The sequence below is a fragment of the Falsiroseomonas sp. genome, from assembly GCF_030695085.1.
Classification (GTDB): Bacteria; Pseudomonadota; Alphaproteobacteria; order Acetobacterales; family Acetobacteraceae; genus Falsiroseomonas.
The window spans coordinates 1-16,179 of the sequence record NZ_JAUYTS010000189.1 but is presented as its reverse complement, the minus strand read 5'-3'; the positions used below and the strand labels follow the sequence as shown (position 1 = coordinate 16,179).

Sequence of the window (16,179 nt, the reverse complement as noted above, 5' to 3'; positions counted from 1 at the left end):
GATGGTGTTCCAGGACCCCTGGAGCGCGCTGAACCCGCGCATCCGCATCGGTGAGCTGATCGCGGAACCGCTGCTGCTGCACACGAAACTCTCACGTTCCGAACGCCAGGACCGCGCCGAGCACCTGGCCCGCCGCGTGCGGCTGACCACCGAATTGCTGAGCCGCTACCCTTCCGAATTATCCGGCGGCCAGTTGCAGCGCGTGTGCATCGCCCGCGCCATCGCGACCCAGCCGAAGCTGATCGTGCTGGATGAGCCGACCAGCTCGCTCGACCTGTCCGTGCGCGCCGGAATCCTGGAATTGCTGGCGGAGCTGAAGGCGGAAACCGGCGTGGCGATGATGTTCATCAGCCACGACCTCGGCACGGTGAAGCTCATCAGCGACCGCATCATGGTGCTGTATCTCGGCGGCGTCGTGGAATACGCGCCGGCCGCGCAGGTCTTCGCCAACCCGGCGCATCCCTATTCGCAGGCGCTGATCTCCGCGCACCTGCCGGCGGACCCGGAGGCGGTGCTGCGGCGGCATGTGCTGGAGGGTGAAATCCCCTCCCCCATCGCATTGCCGCCCGGCTGCCACTTTGCCAGCCGCTGCCCGGTGGCCCTACCCGCCTGCCGCGCGACAGCGCCGGAGCTTCGTGCCGTCCAGGGCGACGCAGGACACCAGGCCGCCTGCCTGCGCATCGCGGAAGGCGCCAACCGCATTCCGGAGGTTGCAGCGGGTTAGGCAGCGCCATGAAACCTTCATGTGACGGCCCGTTCCGCCTGCGCCATCAAGCCGCGCGGAACGCCCGGAGCCACCATCATGCATCGCCGCACCCTGACCGCCACCGCCCTCGCTTTGGCCTGCACTCTGCTGCCCGCGGCCGCCGAGGCGCAGCAGCGCACCCGCCTGACCGTCTACACCGCGCTGGAGAATGAGCAGCTCGCCCCCTTCAAGCGCGCCGCGGAGGCCGCGGTGCCCTCGATCGAGATCGCCTGGGTGCGCGATTCCACCGGCATCATCACCGCCCGCCTGATCGCGGAGCGCCAGAACCCCCGCGCCGACATGGTCTGGGGCCTTTCCGTCTTCTCGCTGCTGCAGATGGAGGCGCAGGAGATGCTGGAGCCCTACACGCCGCAGGGGGCGGAGGCGCTGCGCCCGAATTTCCGGTCGGACCGCAGCCCGATGACCTGGACCGGCATGGATGCCTTCGTCTCCGCCATCTGCTTCAACACGGTGGTCGCCCAGCAGCGCAACCTGCCGCGGCCGAGCAGCTGGGCGGACCTGCTGAACCCGGCCTATCGCGGCCAGATCGTCATGCCGAACCCGGCGTCTTCCGGCACCGGCTTCCTCAGCGTCGCCGGCTGGCTCGGCGCGCAGGGCAATGACGCGGCCTGGAACTACATGACCGGCCTGCACGAGAACATCCAGCTCTACACCCACAGCGGCAGCGCCCCCTGCAACAACGCCGCCCGCGGCGAATACGGCATGGGCATCTCCTTCGACATGCGCGCCGTGACGCTCCGCAACCAGGGTGCGCCGATCGAGATCATCGTGCCGACGGATGGCGTGGGCTTCGACCTGGAAGCCACCGCCATCCTGCGCGGCAGCCGCAACATGGAAGCGGCGAAGCGCCTGGCCGATTTCGCCGTCAGCCGCCCGGCGATGGAGCTGTATGGCCGCTACTACGCGCTGGTCGCCCTGCCGGGCGTGCAGCCCTCCGTGCAGAACTATCCGGCCGAGTTCGAGCAGCGCCTGGTCAGCCAGGATTTCCGCGACGTGGCGCTGCGCCGCGACGCGATCCTGCGCGAATGGGCCAGCCGCTTCGACAGCAAGTCGGCCCCGCGCAACTGATGAGCGCGCAACTGGCCGTGGCGCCGGCCGCGGCCACCGCGACCACGGCGCCGCCCTATCTGGTGGTGGAACAGGTGTCGAAGCATTTCGGCACCACCATCGCGCTGGAACGCGCCAGCCTGACGGTGGCGGCGGGGGAATTCGTGTGCTTCCTCGGCCCCTCCGGCTGCGGCAAGACCACGCTGTTGCGCGCCATCGCCGGGCTGGACCCCGCCACCAGCGGCCGCATCCTGCAGGATGGGCGGGACATCACCTTCCTGCCGCCCGCGGCGCGGGATTTCGGCATTGTCTTCCAATCCTACGCGCTGTTCCCGAATCTCAGCGTGACCGAGAATGTCGGCTACGGCCTGCGCGGCAAGGCCTGGCCTGCGCCGCGCCGCAGCCACCGCGTGGCGGAGCTGCTGGAGCTGGTCGGCCTTTCGGAACATGCCCGGAAATACCCGGCGCAACTCTCCGGCGGCCAGCAGCAGCGCGTGGCACTTATCCGCGCCCTGGCGGCGGAGCCTGGCCTGTTGCTGCTGGATGAGCCGCTCTCGGCGCTCGATGCCCAGGTGCGGCTGCATCTGCGCCAGGAATTGCGCGCGCTGCAACGCCGCCTTGGCGTGACCACCGTGATGGTGACGCATGACCAGGAGGAGGCGATGGGCGTCTCCGACCGCATCGTCGTCATGTCCCGCGGCCATATCGAGCAGATCGGCACGCCGGAGACCATCTATCGCCACCCGGCCAGCGCCTTCGTCGCCGGTTTCGTCGGCCATGCCAGCCAGTTCGCCGCGAAGGTGGATGCCACGCCCGGTTCGCTGGCCGTGGACGGGCTGACGCTGCCCTGCCTCGGCGCGCGGCGCATGCTGTATGGCACGCCGGTGCAGGCCTTCATCCGGCCGGAGGATGTAGCACTCGGCCCCAGCGCCTCGGCCCTGGAGGGGCATTTCGCCGCCCGGGTGATGCACCAGGAATTCCTCGGCCCGATCTGCCGGGTCACGCTGCAGGTCGGCCGCCTGCAATTGGAGGCGGATGTGAACCCCGCCGTCGCGCCTGCGATCGGGGAAGTGCTGCTGGCCGCGCTGCCGGCCGAGCGGCTGATGGTCTTCCCGCGGGATGTCTGACGCGGCCCTGCGGCCTGGCGCGACCGTATCGCTGGAGGCGCGGGCGCTGCGCGGCGGGCTACTGCTGGCCTTCGCGGTGCTGCTGGCCGGGCTGGTGCTGCCGCTCGGCACGCTGCTGCTGCGCGCCTTCCAGGACGCGCAGGGCAGCTTCGTCGGCCTGTCCAACTTCGCGGAATACGCAACAACGCCGAGCCTGCGCCAGGCCGCCTGGAACAGCGTATGGACCGCGGCGCTGACCACGATGTTGGTGGTGCCGCTGGCCTTCGGCTTCGCCTATGCGCTGACGCGATCCTGCATTCCGGCCAAGGGCTTCTTCCGGGCGGTGATGCTGCTGCCGGTGCTGGCGCCTTCGCTGCTGCCGGCGCTCGCGCTGATCTACCTGTTCGGCAACCAGGGCATGCTGCGGGACCTGCTGTTCGGAAACAGCATCTATGGCCCGATCGGCATTGTGGTGGCGCAGGTCTTCTACTGCTTTCCGCATGCGGCGCTGATCCTGGTGGTGGCGCTGTCCACCGCCGATGCGCGGCTGTATGAGGCCGCGACGGTGCTGCGCGCCGGGCACTTCCGCATCTTCGGCACGGTGACGCTGCCGTTGGCGCGCTATGGGCTGGTGTCCGCCAGCGTTGTCGTCTTCACTCTGGTGGTCACGGATTTCGGCATTCCGAAGGTGATCGGCGGTCAGTTCCCGGTGCTGGCGACGGATGTGTACAAGCAGGTTGTCGGCCTGCAGAACTTCAACATGGGCGCCGTGGTGGGGCTGGTGCTGCTGCTGCCGGCGCTGCTGGCCTTCGCCGCGGATCGTTGGGCGAACCGGCAGCGCAGCGGCCTGATTTCCGGCCGCGCCGTGCCCTATGTGCCGCAGCCGCGCCGGGCGCGGGACCTGCCGCTGCTGGGACTGTGCGTGCTGGTGGCGGTGGCGCTGGTCGGGCTTGTCGCCGTGGCGGGGTGGGGCTCACTGGTGACCTTCTGGCCCTACAATCTCAGCCTGACGCTGCGGAACTACGATTTCGATCAGTTCGACACCGCCGGCTGGTCCGCGCTGTGGAATTCGGTGCGGATCGCGGCGGCAGCGGCCATCTGCGGCACCGCGCTGATCTTCACCACCGCCTGGCTGCTGGAACGCGGCACGCCGGGCAGCGCCTTGGCCAGCGCGGTGCGCTTCATCGCCGGTGTGCCGCTGGCCGTGCCAGGGCTGGTGCTCGGCCTCGCCTTCATCCTGTTCTTCAACCACCCATCCAACCCGCTCGGCTTCCTCTACGGCACGCTGGCGATCCTGGTGCTGAACGGCGTGGTGCATTTCTACACGGTGATGCACCTGACGGCCGTCACCGCCATCCGCCAGCTCGACCCGGAATTCGAATCCGTCGGCGCATCCCTGAAGGTGCCGGCGGTGGTGACCTTCAGGCGGGTGACGGTGCCGATCTGCCTGCCGGCGATCCTCGACATCGCCGTCTATGCCTTCGTCAACGTGATGACGACGGTCTCTGCCGTGATCTTCCTGTATGGCCCGGACACCAAGCCCGCCTCGGTCGCGGTGGTGCATATGGATGAGGCCGGGCAATCCAGCGCCGCGGCGGCGATGGCGGTGACCATCCTGGCCATCACGGCTTCAGTGAAGCTGCTCCAGCTCGCCACCGGCGGGCTGGTGGCGCGGGCGACGCAGGGCTGGCGGCAGCGGTAGTCAGCGCGCGACGCGGCCTTCCAGCGGATAGGCCGGGTCGTTGTATCCAGGGGTGGAGGGATGGCCCGCGGCCACCAGCCCGTCCACCAGCGCCTCATCCTCCGCGGTGAAGCGGTAGTTGAGTGCGCCCATGTAGTCCGCCCAATGCGCCTCCGTCCGCGGGCCGACAATGGCGCCGGTGACGAGGCGGCTGTTCAGCAGCCAGGCCAGTGCGAATTGCCCGGGCGAGACGCCGCGTTCCGCCGCGCGCGCCGCCATCTCCGCCGCGATGCGCAGGCTTTCCGGGCGCCACTCCGTCTCCATCATGCGCTTGTCCTGCCGCGCCGCGCGCGTGCCCTCCGGCGGTGCCGCATCCGGCTTGTACTTGCCGGTCAGCACGCCGCGCGCCAGCGGCGAATACGGAAACACGCCGAGGCCGAGATGCGCGCAGGCGGGCAGATGCTCCACTTCCACCATCCGGTTCAGCGCATTGTACAGCGGCTGGCTGACCACCGGCCGGTCGATGCCCGCCAGGTCGCACAGCCGGCAGATTTCCGCCACGCGCCAGGCGCGATGGTTGGAGACGCCGAAATGCCGGATCTTCCCGGCGCGCACCAGATCCGCCATGGCATGCACGGCCTCCGCCAGTGGGGTGCCGTGATCCTCCTTGTGCCAGTACAGGATGTCGATGCAATCGGTGCCCAGCCGCTTCAGGCTGGCCTCCACCGCCAGCATGATGTGGATGCGCGACAGCCCACCACCATTCGGCCCCGGCATCACCGGATTGGCGAGCTTGGTCGCCAGCACCCACCAGGCGCGATCCGCGGCGATGGCGCGGCCCACCACCTCCTCCGACGCACCACCATTATAGGCATCCGCGGTGTCGATGAAGTTGATGCCCTGGCCGCGCGCCGTATCGATGATGCGGCGGCTGGTCGCCTCATCCGTCGCGCCGCCGAACATCATGGCGCCGAGGCAGAGCGGGGAGACACGCAGGCCGCTGCGGCCCAGATTGCGGTAGTTCATGGACGTGTTGCTCCCATTTCCGCCGGCCGATTCAGACCTCCGGGCCATTCGGCCCTGCGGTCATCGGACGGCATCACCCCGGATTATGCAAATTCTCCCGCAATGTAGACCCGGCATAGGCGGTACGGAACAGGCCGCGGCGTTGCAGTTCGGGCACCACCATGGTGCCGAATTCCTCGAAGCTGGTGGGGAAGGTGGTGGGCGGCAGGATGAAGCCGTCGCAGGCGCCCGATTTGAACCAATCCTCGATGATATCGGCGATCATCGTGGGCGTACCGGCCGTCAGGTCGCGCGGGCGGCGCACGGCTTCGGCGAAGCTGATGCCCTTGGCCTTGGCCACCTGCATCATCCGGTCCCGGTGCCCCTGGACGCCCTGGTTGCCGCCCTGGCCCTCGATCGCCTCCGGCGTTTCCAGCAGGCTGAGATCGGCCGCCACGGCCCAGGAGCTGGCCGCCAGCACCAGCTCCGGATCGGCGAGGGAGGCGTAGAGCTCCGCCTTCTCATTCGCGATCGATTCCGTCTCCCCGATCACCAGCTGCAGCGTCGGCAGCACCGCGCATTCATCCGGGTTGCGGCCGATGGCTTCCATCCGCCCGCGGATATCGTTGCGATATGCGATGGCGGCGGATTTGGTGGCCGGCGAACAGAAGATCATCTCCGCCCAGCGCGCCGCAAACTGGCGCCCGCGTTCGGAGGACCCCGCCTGCATGATGACCGGCCGCCCCTGCGGGCTGCGCGGAATGGAGAGCGGCCCGCGCGAGGACACATGCTGGCCGACATAATTCGCGTAGCGGATCTTCCCTGCATCCGCGAAGACGCCGCTTTCCTTGTCGAGCACCAGCGCATCCGCATCCCATCCATCCCACAAGGCACAGCAGGCTTCGAGGATTTCATCCGCACGGTCGTAGCGGGTTTCCTTCGGCGGCAGGGAGTCCGGCCCGCAATTCTGCGCCTCGAACTCCCGCGCCGTGGTCACCACATTCCACGCGACGCGCCCCTTGCTGATCAGGTCCAGCGAGCCCAGCGCGCGCGCCAGGTTGTAGGGATTATGAAAGGTGGTCGACAGCGTGGCGCCGAGGCCGAGATGCGTCGTGACGCGCGCCATCAGCGGCAGCACCACCATCGGGTCCAGCATGCTGGTCTGCCCGCCACGCCCGGCATAATCCGCGAAGTGGTTCTTGTAGTTGTCGGGCAGCCCGAGCCCATCGGCGAAGAAGCACGCATCGAAGCAGGCGGCTTCCAGCACGCGGGCGATATGTTCGTAGCGGGAAGGTTCGAACAGATCGTGCAAGGTCGCCGTCGGGTGGCGCCAGCTTCCGGGGTAGCTGGCACTCGGCCCGGTCTTCAGATAGGCGACCAGGTGCATCTTCTTCGGCATCGTCACGCCCTTACACATCCAGCCAGTTCAGCTTGCGCGGCGGCGGCAGGTCCGGGTTGTTCGCCAGCATCCGCGCCCAGACCGCCTTGGTCACCGCCTGCGCTTCCTCCAGCAACGCCATCTCATCCGCCACCAGCAGCTTGCCGTCGCGCAGTACGAATTCGCCATCAACCATCACCGATTCCACCGTGCCCGGATGCCCGTAATGCACGATGTTGCCGATGAGGTTCGTCACCGGCCGCAGCGCCGGCGTGTTCAAATTGAGGAAGGTGAGATCAGCCTTCTTGCCCACTTCGAGGCTGCCGATATCGTCCTGCCGCCCGATGCTGCGCGCGCCGTTGCGGTTGCAGCTATCGAAGATATCCTCCGGCTGCGGGTCCGTGCCCTGCTGGTTCTCCGCGCCACGATGTACGATCAGGCCGATCTTCATGGCGTGGAACATATCCTCCGTCATGTTGTCCGTGCCGAAGCAGATGTTGATGCCGGCGCGGCGGATGGATTTCGCCAGCACCGGATGCGGCCCGCGGCGAGAGCCATTGGCCGGGCAATGCACCATCTGCATGCCACGCTCACCGAGCAGCGCGATGTCGCGCTCTGTCAGGTACGTCCAGTGCGCGCCGACCACATCGGGTTCCGCCCAGCCATGGCGGGCCAGATACTCCGCCGGCGTGCAGCCATACTTCTCCCGGATCACCCGGATCTCCTCCACCGACTGCGCCAGGTGGATGGTGCGCGGCATGTTGTGCTGGCGCGCGAGGTCCGTCAGCTTCTCAAGATACTCCGGCGTACAGTTATCCGTCGCATGCGCGGCGATCTGGATCTGCAGGCGCCCCTCATGCGTGTTGTGGAACCGTGCGATGCCGTCGCGCGTGCGTTCCAGAAAGCCCTCGCCGAAGGCCGGGTCCTGCGACCAGTCGCCATGGCGGATCTTCAGCGTGTTCACATCGGCGCAGTTCTCGCTCAGCACCAGCCGCACGCGCAGAGACGCCATCGCGTCGGCATAGTCCGGCACATGGCGGAACGGATCGACGAAGGTGGTGGCGCCGGAACGAATGCCCTCGACAATGCCGAGCATGCCCATCACCGCACGCTCATGCGGCGTCATCGTGTACGATACGGGCGACATATAGCCGTATACGGCGTTGCCCGACCAATCCTCCACCGTCGCGCGCAGCACCGTCAGGATCGTATGCGTGTGGGCATTCACGAAGCCCGGCAGCACGGCCTTGCCCCGCCCGGCCATGCGCGGCAGGTCCGGATAGGCCGCCTCCAACCGCGCGGTCGGCCCGATATCGGCAATGCGATCGCCGCGGATCGCGATCGCTCCGCGGTCAAGAATCGTGCGCTCTGCATCCTGGGTGACGATGACTGCATCGGTGACGAGCAAATCCATCGGTGCGGTTTCCCCTGGTGGTGTGACAAGGCGGTTGCGGTCACCCTGTGCGAACAATACGATGCCTGCCACGAGCATGTCCGGGGAGATACCGATGCACAAGACCCTGCTGGCCACAACCTTCCTGGCGTTCGGCGCGATGGCGGGTGCCTCGGCGCAGACGCTCAATATCGCCGTCGGCGGTGCCTTCACCTCGATGGACCCGCACTACCACACGCTCACGCCGAACAACGCGCTGAACAAGCATGTCTTCGACCGCCTGGTCGGCACGGATGAGGATTTCCGCCTGCGCCCGGGCCTGGCCGAATCCTGGACCTCGGTCAGCCCCACCGTCTGGGAATTCAAGCTGCGCCAGGGCGTCACCTGGCACGACGGCTCGCCCTTCACGGCGGAGGACATCGTCTCGACCTTCGAGCGGGTGCCGAATGTGCGCAACAGCCCGGGCAGCTACACCATCTATACCCGCCAGGTGCAGCGGCTGGAGGTGGTGGACCCGCACACCATCCGCATGCACACCGCCTCCCCCAACCCGCTGATGCCGAACTGGATGAGCGGCATCCCCATCATCAGCAAGCAGTTCGGCACGGATATCGACACCGCCGATTTCAACAATGGCCGCGCCGCCATCGGCACCGGTCCCTATCGCCTTCTGTCCTACACGCCGGGCAGCGATGCGATGATGGAACGCAACCCCGCCTGGTGGGGTCCGGCGCAGCCCTGGGCGCGGGTGAGCTACCGCATCATCGCCAATGACGCCTCCCGCATCGCCGCGTTGCGCGCGGGCGATGTGCAGGTGATCGACGCGGTCTCGACGCGGGACGTGGACACGCTGCGCAATGACGCGAACATCCGCATCGCCAGCCGCGCGGCGCTGCGCAACATCTATCTGTATCTCGACCACCAGCGTGACGACACGCCGGGCGTGTCCGGGCCGAATGGCGAGAGGCTCGAGCGCAGCCCGCTGCGCGACAACCGCGTGCGGGAGGCCCTGTCGATCTCGGTCAACCGCGATGCCATCGTCAGCCGCGTGATGGGCGGCTTCGCCTCGCCCTCCGGCCAGTTCCTGGCCGAAGGCGTCATGGGGCATGACCCATCCCTGAAGCCGGCGACATTCGACGTTCCCCGCGCGCAGCAATTGCTGCGCGATGCGGGTTTCCCGAACGGCTTCCGCGTGCTGCTCGCCGGCCCCAACAACCGCTACGTGAACGATGCGCAGATCATCCAGGCCGTCGCCCAGATGTGGGCGCGCATCGGCGTGCGCGCGGATGTGCAGGCGATGCCGTCCAACGTCTATTTCAGCCGCTCCGCCCGCAACGAATTCCCCATCGGCCTGTCCGGCTGGGGCACCGGCACGGGTGAACCGGACAGCCCGATGGTCGGGCTGATCGCCACGCCGAACCGCGACCGCGGCCGCGGCACCTCCAACCGCTCGCTCTACTCCAACCCGGAATTCGACGCGCTGCTTGAGCGTGCGCTGACAACGATCGATGTCGAACAGCGGGAGGAACTGTACCGGCAGGCGACCCGCATCGCGATGGCGGACCATGCCATCATCCCGCTGCACCATCAGGTGAACATCTGGGCGTCGCGCCGCAACATCCAGGTCCTCGCGCGCAACGACGAGGAGACCTATGCGATGTCGATGAAGCCGGCGGAATAGGCTGAAGGGGCCGGGGCCTGCCCCGGCCAGGTCAGAACAACTCGAAGTATTCGCGGTGTTCCCATTCGGACACCTCGGCCTCGAAGCGGGCGATCTCGGCGCGCTTCAGACGCGCGAAGTAGCTCACGAAGGTCTCCCCGAAGGCGGCGCGCGCGGCGGCACTCTCCTCCAGCGCCGCCACCGCTTCCGCCAGGCTGCGCGGCAGCAGCGGCGCATCCGTCTCATAGGGCGTATCGACTGGCGGGCCAGGGTCGCGCCGCGCGGCGATGCCCTCCAGCCCATAGGCGAGCTGCGAGGCCAGGTAGAGATACGGGTTGGCCGCCGGCTCCCCCACCCGGTTCTCCAGCCGCGTCGCCGCATCCCCCGGCGCACCCAGCGCGCGCACCATCACCCCGCGATTGTCGATGCCCCAGATGGCACGGTCCGGCGCCAGGGAATGGCTGCGGTAGCGGCGATAGCCATTGATGGTGGGCGTGGAAAAGGCGGCCGCCGCACGCGCATGATGCAGCAGGCCGCCGAGGTAGTGCCGCGCCGTCTCCGACAGCAACGTGCCATCACCCATGAAGGCGTTGCGACCCTCGCGCACCAGCGACTGGTGCAGGTGCCAGCCGCTCGACATCACATTCGGAATGCGCGGGCGGCACATGAAGGTGGCGTGGTAGCCATGCCGCCGCGCCACCTGCTTCACCGCGCTGCGGAACAGCACCATCGCATCCGCACTCGCCAGCCCCGCCTGCGGGCCGAAGGTGAACTCCACCTGGCTCGGCCCGTATTCCACCTCCATCGAGCGCAGTGGCAGGCCGAGCGCCTGGATCTCGCGCCGCAGGATCTCGAGCACGCTGTCGATCTGGTCGTAGCGCAGCTCGGTCAGGTAGTTGTAGCCCTGGGTCAGCAGCGCGACATCCGGCGGCGTGCCGGGCTGGCCCGCATCGGACGGGTCCAGCTTCGGGTCCACCAGCCGGAACAGGTGGAACTCCACCTCCAGCCCGGTGACGAAATCGAAGCCCAGCTCAGCGGCTTTAGAAACCTGTTGGCGCAACAGATGCCGCGTGCCGAGCGGCACCGGCCGGCCATCCGGAAAATAGGCGTCGCACAGAACCCAGCCGCTATGCGGCGCCCAGGGCAGGATGCGGAAGGTCGTGGGGTCCGGGATCAGCAGCGCATCGGCCGCGCCTTCCATCGCCTTCTCGCCCAGCGCGCCGCCGGCGGACCATACCGGGAAGACCGTGCGGTGTGAGGTGTCCTTCAGCAGCAGCGTGGTGGTCATCGTAACGCCATTGGCCAGCGCGCCCGCAGCTTCGCTAGCCATGATGGTTTTGCCACGCAGGATGCCGTGCTGGTCCGGGAAGGCCAGGCGCAGCACGCCGAGGCCCGCCGCCTCGATCTGCCGCAGGACTTCCGCGCGCTCGGCCTCGCTGTGCAGCCCGTGGCGTTCGACGAAGTTCATTCCGCGGCGAGTGCCGGCGGGGCCCAGGGGGCGGCGCCACGCCGGCGCGAAACGGCCTCCCGCCAGCGGCTTTCCCATTCGGCGGTCGGCGCCATGGTGTCGATGGTGGCGGGGCCGATGATGCGCGGCGTCGCCTCCGCATCCTGCATCAGCGCCGGCGCGCGGCCTTCCTCCATCGCCGCCATGGCGCGCAGCAGAAGGCGGCGATTGGCGGCGATCGCCTTGTCGCTGCTCGCCAGGTTCTCCCGCGTGCGATCCTGGATGGCGCCCTGCGATTCCACCGCCCATTGGTCGTGGACGTTGATGTCCTCGCCCATGCCCGTATAGGTCTCGGTAGCCTGTTCATCCGGGTCGAAGCCGTAGTCATTGTGGCGGCCAAGCTTCGGCAGGTAGTCCGGCAGGCTGTAGGATTCCAGACGCTGCGCGCGCATCTGCGCGCGGTCCACCGGCCTGGCGAAGCTGGTAAAGATCGCGACCCAATAGGTATGCGTGTCGTCCACCGGCATGTGCCACTGGGTGATGGTCATCTCCGCGCTCATCGGAATGACGAAAGCCTGCGGGAAGACCAGGTTGGTGACGCGCACATGCGTCGTCGCCTCGTTGATGGTGCGCAGCGCGGTGACGCGCAGGCCATACTCCGTGTTCTCCACCTCGATCCGCGGCCGGGCATATTCGCGCAGCACATAGGTCATCGGCAGGTCGGAGCCGTCGGAGGTGGCGCGGAACTGCTTGCCATAGGCCTCGGCCGCGTCGCCATCCTCGAAGAAGCGGTGCAGGAAGCTGGCATGGGCGGGGTCGATGCCGACCTCCAGCGCCTGCAGCCAGTTGCAGGAGATCAGCCCCTTGAAGGCGAAGGTGTGGCTGTCCGGCGCGGTGAAGCAATCCAGCGCCGGGAAGGGCGGTGCCGCGCCTGAATGCCGGGGATGCCGAGCGCCGCGAGACGGCCGGACACGGCCCGGATTTCCTTGAAGCCCTGGCACGCGGCCTGGCCGTGCTGCAGGCTTTCGGGCCGGAGCGCCGGCAGATGACCCTGGCGGAGGTGGCACGCGCGGTGGACCTGCCGCGCGCCACCGTGCGCCGCGCGCTGCACACGCTGGTCGTGCTCGGCCATGTGGAGGCGGAGGGCAAGCTGTTCCGCCTCACACCCGGCGTGCTTCGGCTCGCCGCCGGCTATCTCGGCGCCAATGGCCTGTCCAACATCCTCCAGCCACGCTGCGAGAGATTGAGCGCGGAGGTCGGCGCGCCCTGTTCCGCCGCGGTGCTGGATGGGGCGGAGATCGTCTTCATCGCCTATGGCCAGCCGGCGCGCCTGCTGAACCTGACCACCAATGTCGGCCTGCGCCTGCCCGCCTTCTGCACCGCCCTCGGCCGCGTGCTGCTGGCCGGGCTGCCGGAGTCAGAAATGGAGGCGGTGCTGGCGAAGCACCCACCCGTGGCGATCACGCCGCAGACGGAACTCGACCCGCTGCGCATCCGCAAACGCATCGCCAAGGCGCGCAGCGATGGCTTTGCCCTGGTGGATCAGGAAGCCGAGCAGGGGTTTCGTTCCCTGGCCGTGCCGCTGCGGCGCTACGATGGGCGCGTGGTCGCCGCGCTCAATATCGGCATGCACACGGAACGCGGCACGGCGACTGCCTTCCGCGAGGCCTATCTGCCGCTGCTGCGCGCACAGGCCGCCGATCTTGCGCAGCAATTGTTGTAGCGCGTCGTTGCGCGTCGCGCGCGACACGGGTTAGCATTCGCACAGACGTTCGGTCTTCGAACACTCGCCAGGCATTGGGACCCAGCATGCGCATCGCGGTGATCGGCAACGGCATCGTCGGCACCGCCACCGCGGCCTGGCTGCAGCGCGACGGCCACCAGGTCACCTTCGTCGATCCGCTCGGCCCGGCGGAGGCCACCTCCTTCGGCAATGCCGGTTCGCTCTCGCCTTCCGCCTGCCTGCCGGTCGGCATGCCGGGGATGTGGAAGAAGGTGCCGGGCTGGCTGCTGGATCCGCTCGGGCCGCTCGCCGTGCGCTGGTGGTATGCGCCCGTCGCCGCGCCCTGGCTGATGCGCTTCCTGAAGCATTCGTCGCGGGATGAAGTCGTCCGCATCGCCACCGCCTTGCGTGGCCTGCTGGCGCCGATCTTCGAATGCTACGAGCCGCTGCTGCAACGCGCCAATGCCAGCGGACTGATGCGCCGCAGCGGCTGCCTCTATGTCTATTCCGGCGCCGAGGCCGCGCGGCAATGGGCCTGGGGGATGAATCTCCGCCGCTCCCTCGGCGTCGAGATGCGTGATGTGGCCGAGGATGAACTGGTCGCGCTGGAACCCGACCTCAAGGGCCGCTTCCGCTTCGGCATATTGGCGCCCGAGAATGGCAGCACGCTCGACCCCGCCGCGATGACCCGCGCGCTGTTCGAGCAATGCGAACGCGATGGCGCGGCGGTGCATCGCGCCCGCGTCACCGGCTTCCGCGTCAAGGGCGGCTCCGTGCATGCGCTGGAGCTGGAGGGCGGGGAGACGATGGAGGTGGAGGGCGTGGTGCTCGCCGGCGGCGCCTGGTCCGCGAAACTTGCCAACCAGCTCGGCCCGCGCATCCCGCTGGAGACGCAGCGCGGCTATCACGTGACGGTCGCCAGCAACAACCTCGCGCTGCGCCACACCGTGATGGCGGTGGAGCACAACCTGATGGTGAACCCCATGCAGATGGGCCTGCGCCTGGCGGGGTCCGTGGAATTCGCAGGGCTCAACGCCGCGCCGGATTTCAGGCGCGCCGCGATGCTGCTGGCACGCGGGAAGGAGATGTTCCCGCATCTCGATACCAGCAGCACCAGCGAATGGATGGGCCATCGCCCCTGCCTGCCGGACAGCCTGCCGGTGATCGGCCGCGCGCCGCGCGTGGACAATGCCTGGTTCGCCTTCGGCCACGGCCATATCGGCATGTGCGGCGCCGCCAGCACCGGCCGCGAGATCGCGCATCTCGTCGCCGGGCGCGATCCGGAGATTGACCTGTCCGCCTTTGCCCCGACCCGCTGGGCCGCCTGAGCATGACGCGCTGCCTCGATGTCGCGATCGATATCGGCGGTGATTTTTCGGACATCTTTGCCAGCGCGCAGGACGCCCCGCCGATCCTACTGAAACACCCGAGCGACCACGCCGTGCCGCTCCGCGAATCCATCGCCGCGCTGCTCGCCGCCGCCGGCATTGCGCCGGAGGAAGTGGCACGGCTGCGCCTGTCCACCACGCTCGCCACCAATGCGCTGGTCAGCGGCACGGCCAGCCCGGCGGCCTTGGTCACGACGCAGGGTTTCGGCGATGTGCCCGATCTCGGCCGCCAGTCCAAGCGCGACCCGATGGATGAGGCGCCGCCCCCACCGACGCCGCCTTGGCTCTCCCCACCCGGTTGGCGCTGCGAGATCGCCGGCCGCATCGATGCGCGCGGCGTCGAGGTGGAGCCCCTCGCGCCGCTGCCCGCGCTGCTCGCGGCCCTGCCGCAGGGCACGCCGGTGGCCATCTGCCTGCTGTTCGCGCCGCTGAACCCCGCGCATGAACAGGCGGTGGCGCAGGCGATCCAAGCCATCCGGCCCGATCTGCGCTTGTCGCTGTCGTACCAGGTCGATCCCGGCCTGCGCGAATTCGAACGCATGCTGGCGACGCTGGCCGATGCCGCGCTGAAGCCGCTGCTGGAAACACGCCTGACCGGCCTGCTGCCCGCGCCCTGGGTGCTGCGCGCGGAAGGCGGGCTGGCGCCGCTGGCGGATGCGTTGGCACAGCCGCTCGGCCTCGCCTTGTCCGGCCCGGCGGCCGGTGCGCGCGCCGTCGCGCATTGGGCGGCAGGCGAGGATGCCATCGGCCTCGACATGGGCAGCACCACCGCGGAGGTCAGCCTTGTACGCGCCGGGGCGCCGCTGACGGCGCGGGAGATCGGCCTGGGCACCTTAAGGCTGCGTTGCCCGGCGCTGGATGTGGAAAGCCTGGCGATGGGCGGTGGCTCCACCCTGGCGCTGCTGGGCGGCCGCATCCGCTTCGGCGCGCCCGCACGCCCCGCCTGCCGCGGCGGCGGCCAGGCGACGCTGACGGATGCCGCGCTGCTGGCCGGCTGGCTGCCCGCCACGCTCTCCGGCCAGGCGCTGGACCGCGCGGCCGCTGCCACCGCCCTGCACGCCGCGCTCGGCACCACGGATGCCACGCCGGCGCTGGAGCTGGCGGAGGCCGTGCTGGCCGGCGCCCTGCGCCGTATCGCGCTGCGGCGGGGGCTGGACCCGACCACGGCACTTCTGGTGGCTGGCGGCGGCGCCGGGCCGCTGCATGCCGCAGCCATCGCGCAGCGCATCGGCGCCCGCCGCGTGCTGGTGCCGCCCGCGCCCGGATTGCTCTCGGCTTTCGGCCTCGCCCTGGCACCGGCCTCCGCATCGCTGGAGGCGCCATGCGACCTCGTGCTGGACGACTTTTCCCAGCTGCAGCCCCTGGCGCAGGCGGAGGCGCTGACGGCGCGCCTCGCCGCCTGGGGCTGCACGGCGGAACTTCGCCACAGCCTCGCCATGGCCTATGGCGGCCAGGCGGAGCCGCTGGAGGTGCCCTTCACCCCCGGCGAGCCGGCGGCCACGCTGGCCGCGCGCTTCGATGCCGCCCATGCCGCCACGCGCGGCCATGCCCCCGGTGGCGCGCGCCGCATCCTGGCGCTGCGCTG

13 protein-coding genes are annotated in these 16,179 nt (G+C 69.0%); 8 read left to right on the top strand and 5 right to left on the bottom strand.

The features are described from left to right. The 4 genes from Q8S40_RS20445 to Q8S40_RS20430 all read left to right on the top strand — a co-directional run. Positions 1 to 724 (top strand): oligopeptide/dipeptide ABC transporter ATP-binding protein (locus tag Q8S40_RS20445; RefSeq protein WP_305671877.1); only part of this gene is annotated, 724 nt, incomplete at its 5' end. 78 nt (positions 725 to 802) lie between these two features. Next, positions 803 to 1,834, top strand: coding sequence for a putative 2-aminoethylphosphonate ABC transporter substrate-binding protein (locus Q8S40_RS20440; RefSeq protein ID WP_305671876.1), 1,032 nt, complete (start codon positions 803 to 805; stop codon positions 1,832 to 1,834). Beyond that, positions 1,834 to 2,940, top strand: a complete 1,107-nt coding sequence (locus tag Q8S40_RS20435) for an ABC transporter ATP-binding protein (RefSeq protein ID WP_305671875.1) — start codon at positions 1,834 to 1,836, stop codon at positions 2,938 to 2,940. The genes Q8S40_RS20440 and Q8S40_RS20435 overlap by 1 nt, the downstream gene beginning before the upstream one ends. Then, on the top strand, positions 2,933 to 4,621 hold the full coding sequence (locus tag Q8S40_RS20430; RefSeq protein WP_305671874.1) for a putative 2-aminoethylphosphonate ABC transporter permease subunit: 1,689 nt from the start codon (positions 2,933 to 2,935) through the stop codon (positions 4,619 to 4,621). The genes Q8S40_RS20435 and Q8S40_RS20430 overlap by 8 nt, the downstream gene beginning before the upstream one ends. Here Q8S40_RS20430 and Q8S40_RS20425 read toward each other — a convergent pair whose 3' ends face one another. The 3 genes from Q8S40_RS20425 to Q8S40_RS20415 all read right to left on the bottom strand — a co-directional run bounded on the left by Q8S40_RS20425 (position 4,622) and on the right by Q8S40_RS20415 (position 8,397). Next, positions 4,622 to 5,626, bottom strand: coding sequence for an aldo/keto reductase (locus Q8S40_RS20425; protein WP_305671873.1), 1,005 nt, complete (start codon positions 5,624 to 5,626; stop codon positions 4,622 to 4,624). A 73-nt stretch (positions 5,627 to 5,699) separates the two neighbouring features. Then, complete coding sequence (locus Q8S40_RS20420; protein WP_305671878.1) at positions 5,700 to 7,004, bottom strand: NtaA/DmoA family FMN-dependent monooxygenase; 1,305 nt, start codon at positions 7,002 to 7,004, stop codon at positions 5,700 to 5,702. 10 nt (positions 7,005 to 7,014) lie between these two features. Further along, a complete protein-coding gene (locus tag Q8S40_RS20415; protein WP_305671872.1) occupies positions 7,015 to 8,397 on the bottom strand; it encodes an amidohydrolase family protein in 1,383 nt (460 codons plus the stop codon). Between the two features lie 94 nt (positions 8,398 to 8,491). Between Q8S40_RS20415 and Q8S40_RS20410 the strand changes: the two genes are divergently transcribed. Further along, positions 8,492 to 10,057 (top strand): ABC transporter substrate-binding protein, encoded by a 1,566-nt coding sequence (locus Q8S40_RS20410; protein ID WP_305671871.1) that lies wholly within the window; start codon positions 8,492 to 8,494, stop codon positions 10,055 to 10,057. A gap of 31 nt (positions 10,058 to 10,088) precedes the next feature. Here the strand turns inward: Q8S40_RS20410 and Q8S40_RS20405 are convergent, their stop codons facing one another. Next, a complete protein-coding gene (locus Q8S40_RS20405) occupies positions 10,089 to 11,504 on the bottom strand; it encodes a glutamine synthetase family protein (RefSeq protein ID WP_305671870.1) in 1,416 nt (471 codons plus the stop codon). Then, the gene (locus Q8S40_RS20400) at positions 11,501 to 12,484 is read right to left on the bottom strand and encodes an RHO alpha subunit C-terminal catalytic domain-containing protein (RefSeq protein WP_305671869.1); all 984 of its coding nucleotides are present in this window, start codon (positions 12,482 to 12,484) and stop codon (positions 11,501 to 11,503) included. The genes Q8S40_RS20405 and Q8S40_RS20400 overlap by 4 nt, the downstream gene beginning before the upstream one ends. An 11-nt stretch (positions 12,485 to 12,495) precedes the next feature. Here Q8S40_RS20400 and Q8S40_RS20395 point away from each other — a divergent pair, with 11 nt between their 5' ends. The 3 genes from Q8S40_RS20395 to Q8S40_RS20385 form a co-directional block, all read left to right on the top strand. After that, complete coding sequence (locus tag Q8S40_RS20395; RefSeq protein ID WP_305671868.1) at positions 12,496 to 13,206, top strand: IclR family transcriptional regulator C-terminal domain-containing protein; 711 nt, start codon at positions 12,496 to 12,498, stop codon at positions 13,204 to 13,206. An 86-nt stretch (positions 13,207 to 13,292) separates the two neighbouring features. Beyond that, positions 13,293 to 14,534, top strand: coding sequence for an FAD-binding oxidoreductase (locus Q8S40_RS20390; protein ID WP_305671867.1), 1,242 nt, complete (start codon positions 13,293 to 13,295; stop codon positions 14,532 to 14,534). 2 nt (positions 14,535 to 14,536) lie between these two features. Then, the coding region (locus Q8S40_RS20385; protein ID WP_305671866.1) for a hydantoinase/oxoprolinase family protein at positions 14,537 to 16,179 on the top strand (1,643 nt) is incomplete at its 3' end.

Coding starts and splice junctions, on each gene's coding strand:
- Q8S40_RS20440 (WP_305671876.1), top strand. CDS start 803: ATGCATCGCCGCACCCTGACCGCCACCGCCCTCGCTTTGGCCTGCACT.
- Q8S40_RS20435 (WP_305671875.1), top strand. CDS start 1,834: ATGAGCGCGCAACTGGCCGTGGCGCCGGCCGCGGCCACCGCGACCACG.
- Q8S40_RS20430 (WP_305671874.1), top strand. CDS start 2,933: ATGTCTGACGCGGCCCTGCGGCCTGGCGCGACCGTATCGCTGGAGGCG.
- Q8S40_RS20425 (WP_305671873.1), bottom strand. CDS start 5,626: ATGAACTACCGCAATCTGGGCCGCAGCGGCCTGCGTGTCTCCCCGCTC.
- Q8S40_RS20420 (WP_305671878.1), bottom strand. CDS start 7,004: ATGCCGAAGAAGATGCACCTGGTCGCCTATCTGAAGACCGGGCCGAGT.
- Q8S40_RS20415 (WP_305671872.1), bottom strand. CDS start 8,397: ATGGATTTGCTCGTCACCGATGCAGTCATCGTCACCCAGGATGCAGAG.
- Q8S40_RS20410 (WP_305671871.1), top strand. CDS start 8,492: ATGCACAAGACCCTGCTGGCCACAACCTTCCTGGCGTTCGGCGCGATG.
- Q8S40_RS20405 (WP_305671870.1), bottom strand. CDS start 11,504: ATGAACTTCGTCGAACGCCACGGGCTGCACAGCGAGGCCGAGCGCGCG.
- Q8S40_RS20390 (WP_305671867.1), top strand. CDS start 13,293: ATGCGCATCGCGGTGATCGGCAACGGCATCGTCGGCACCGCCACCGCG.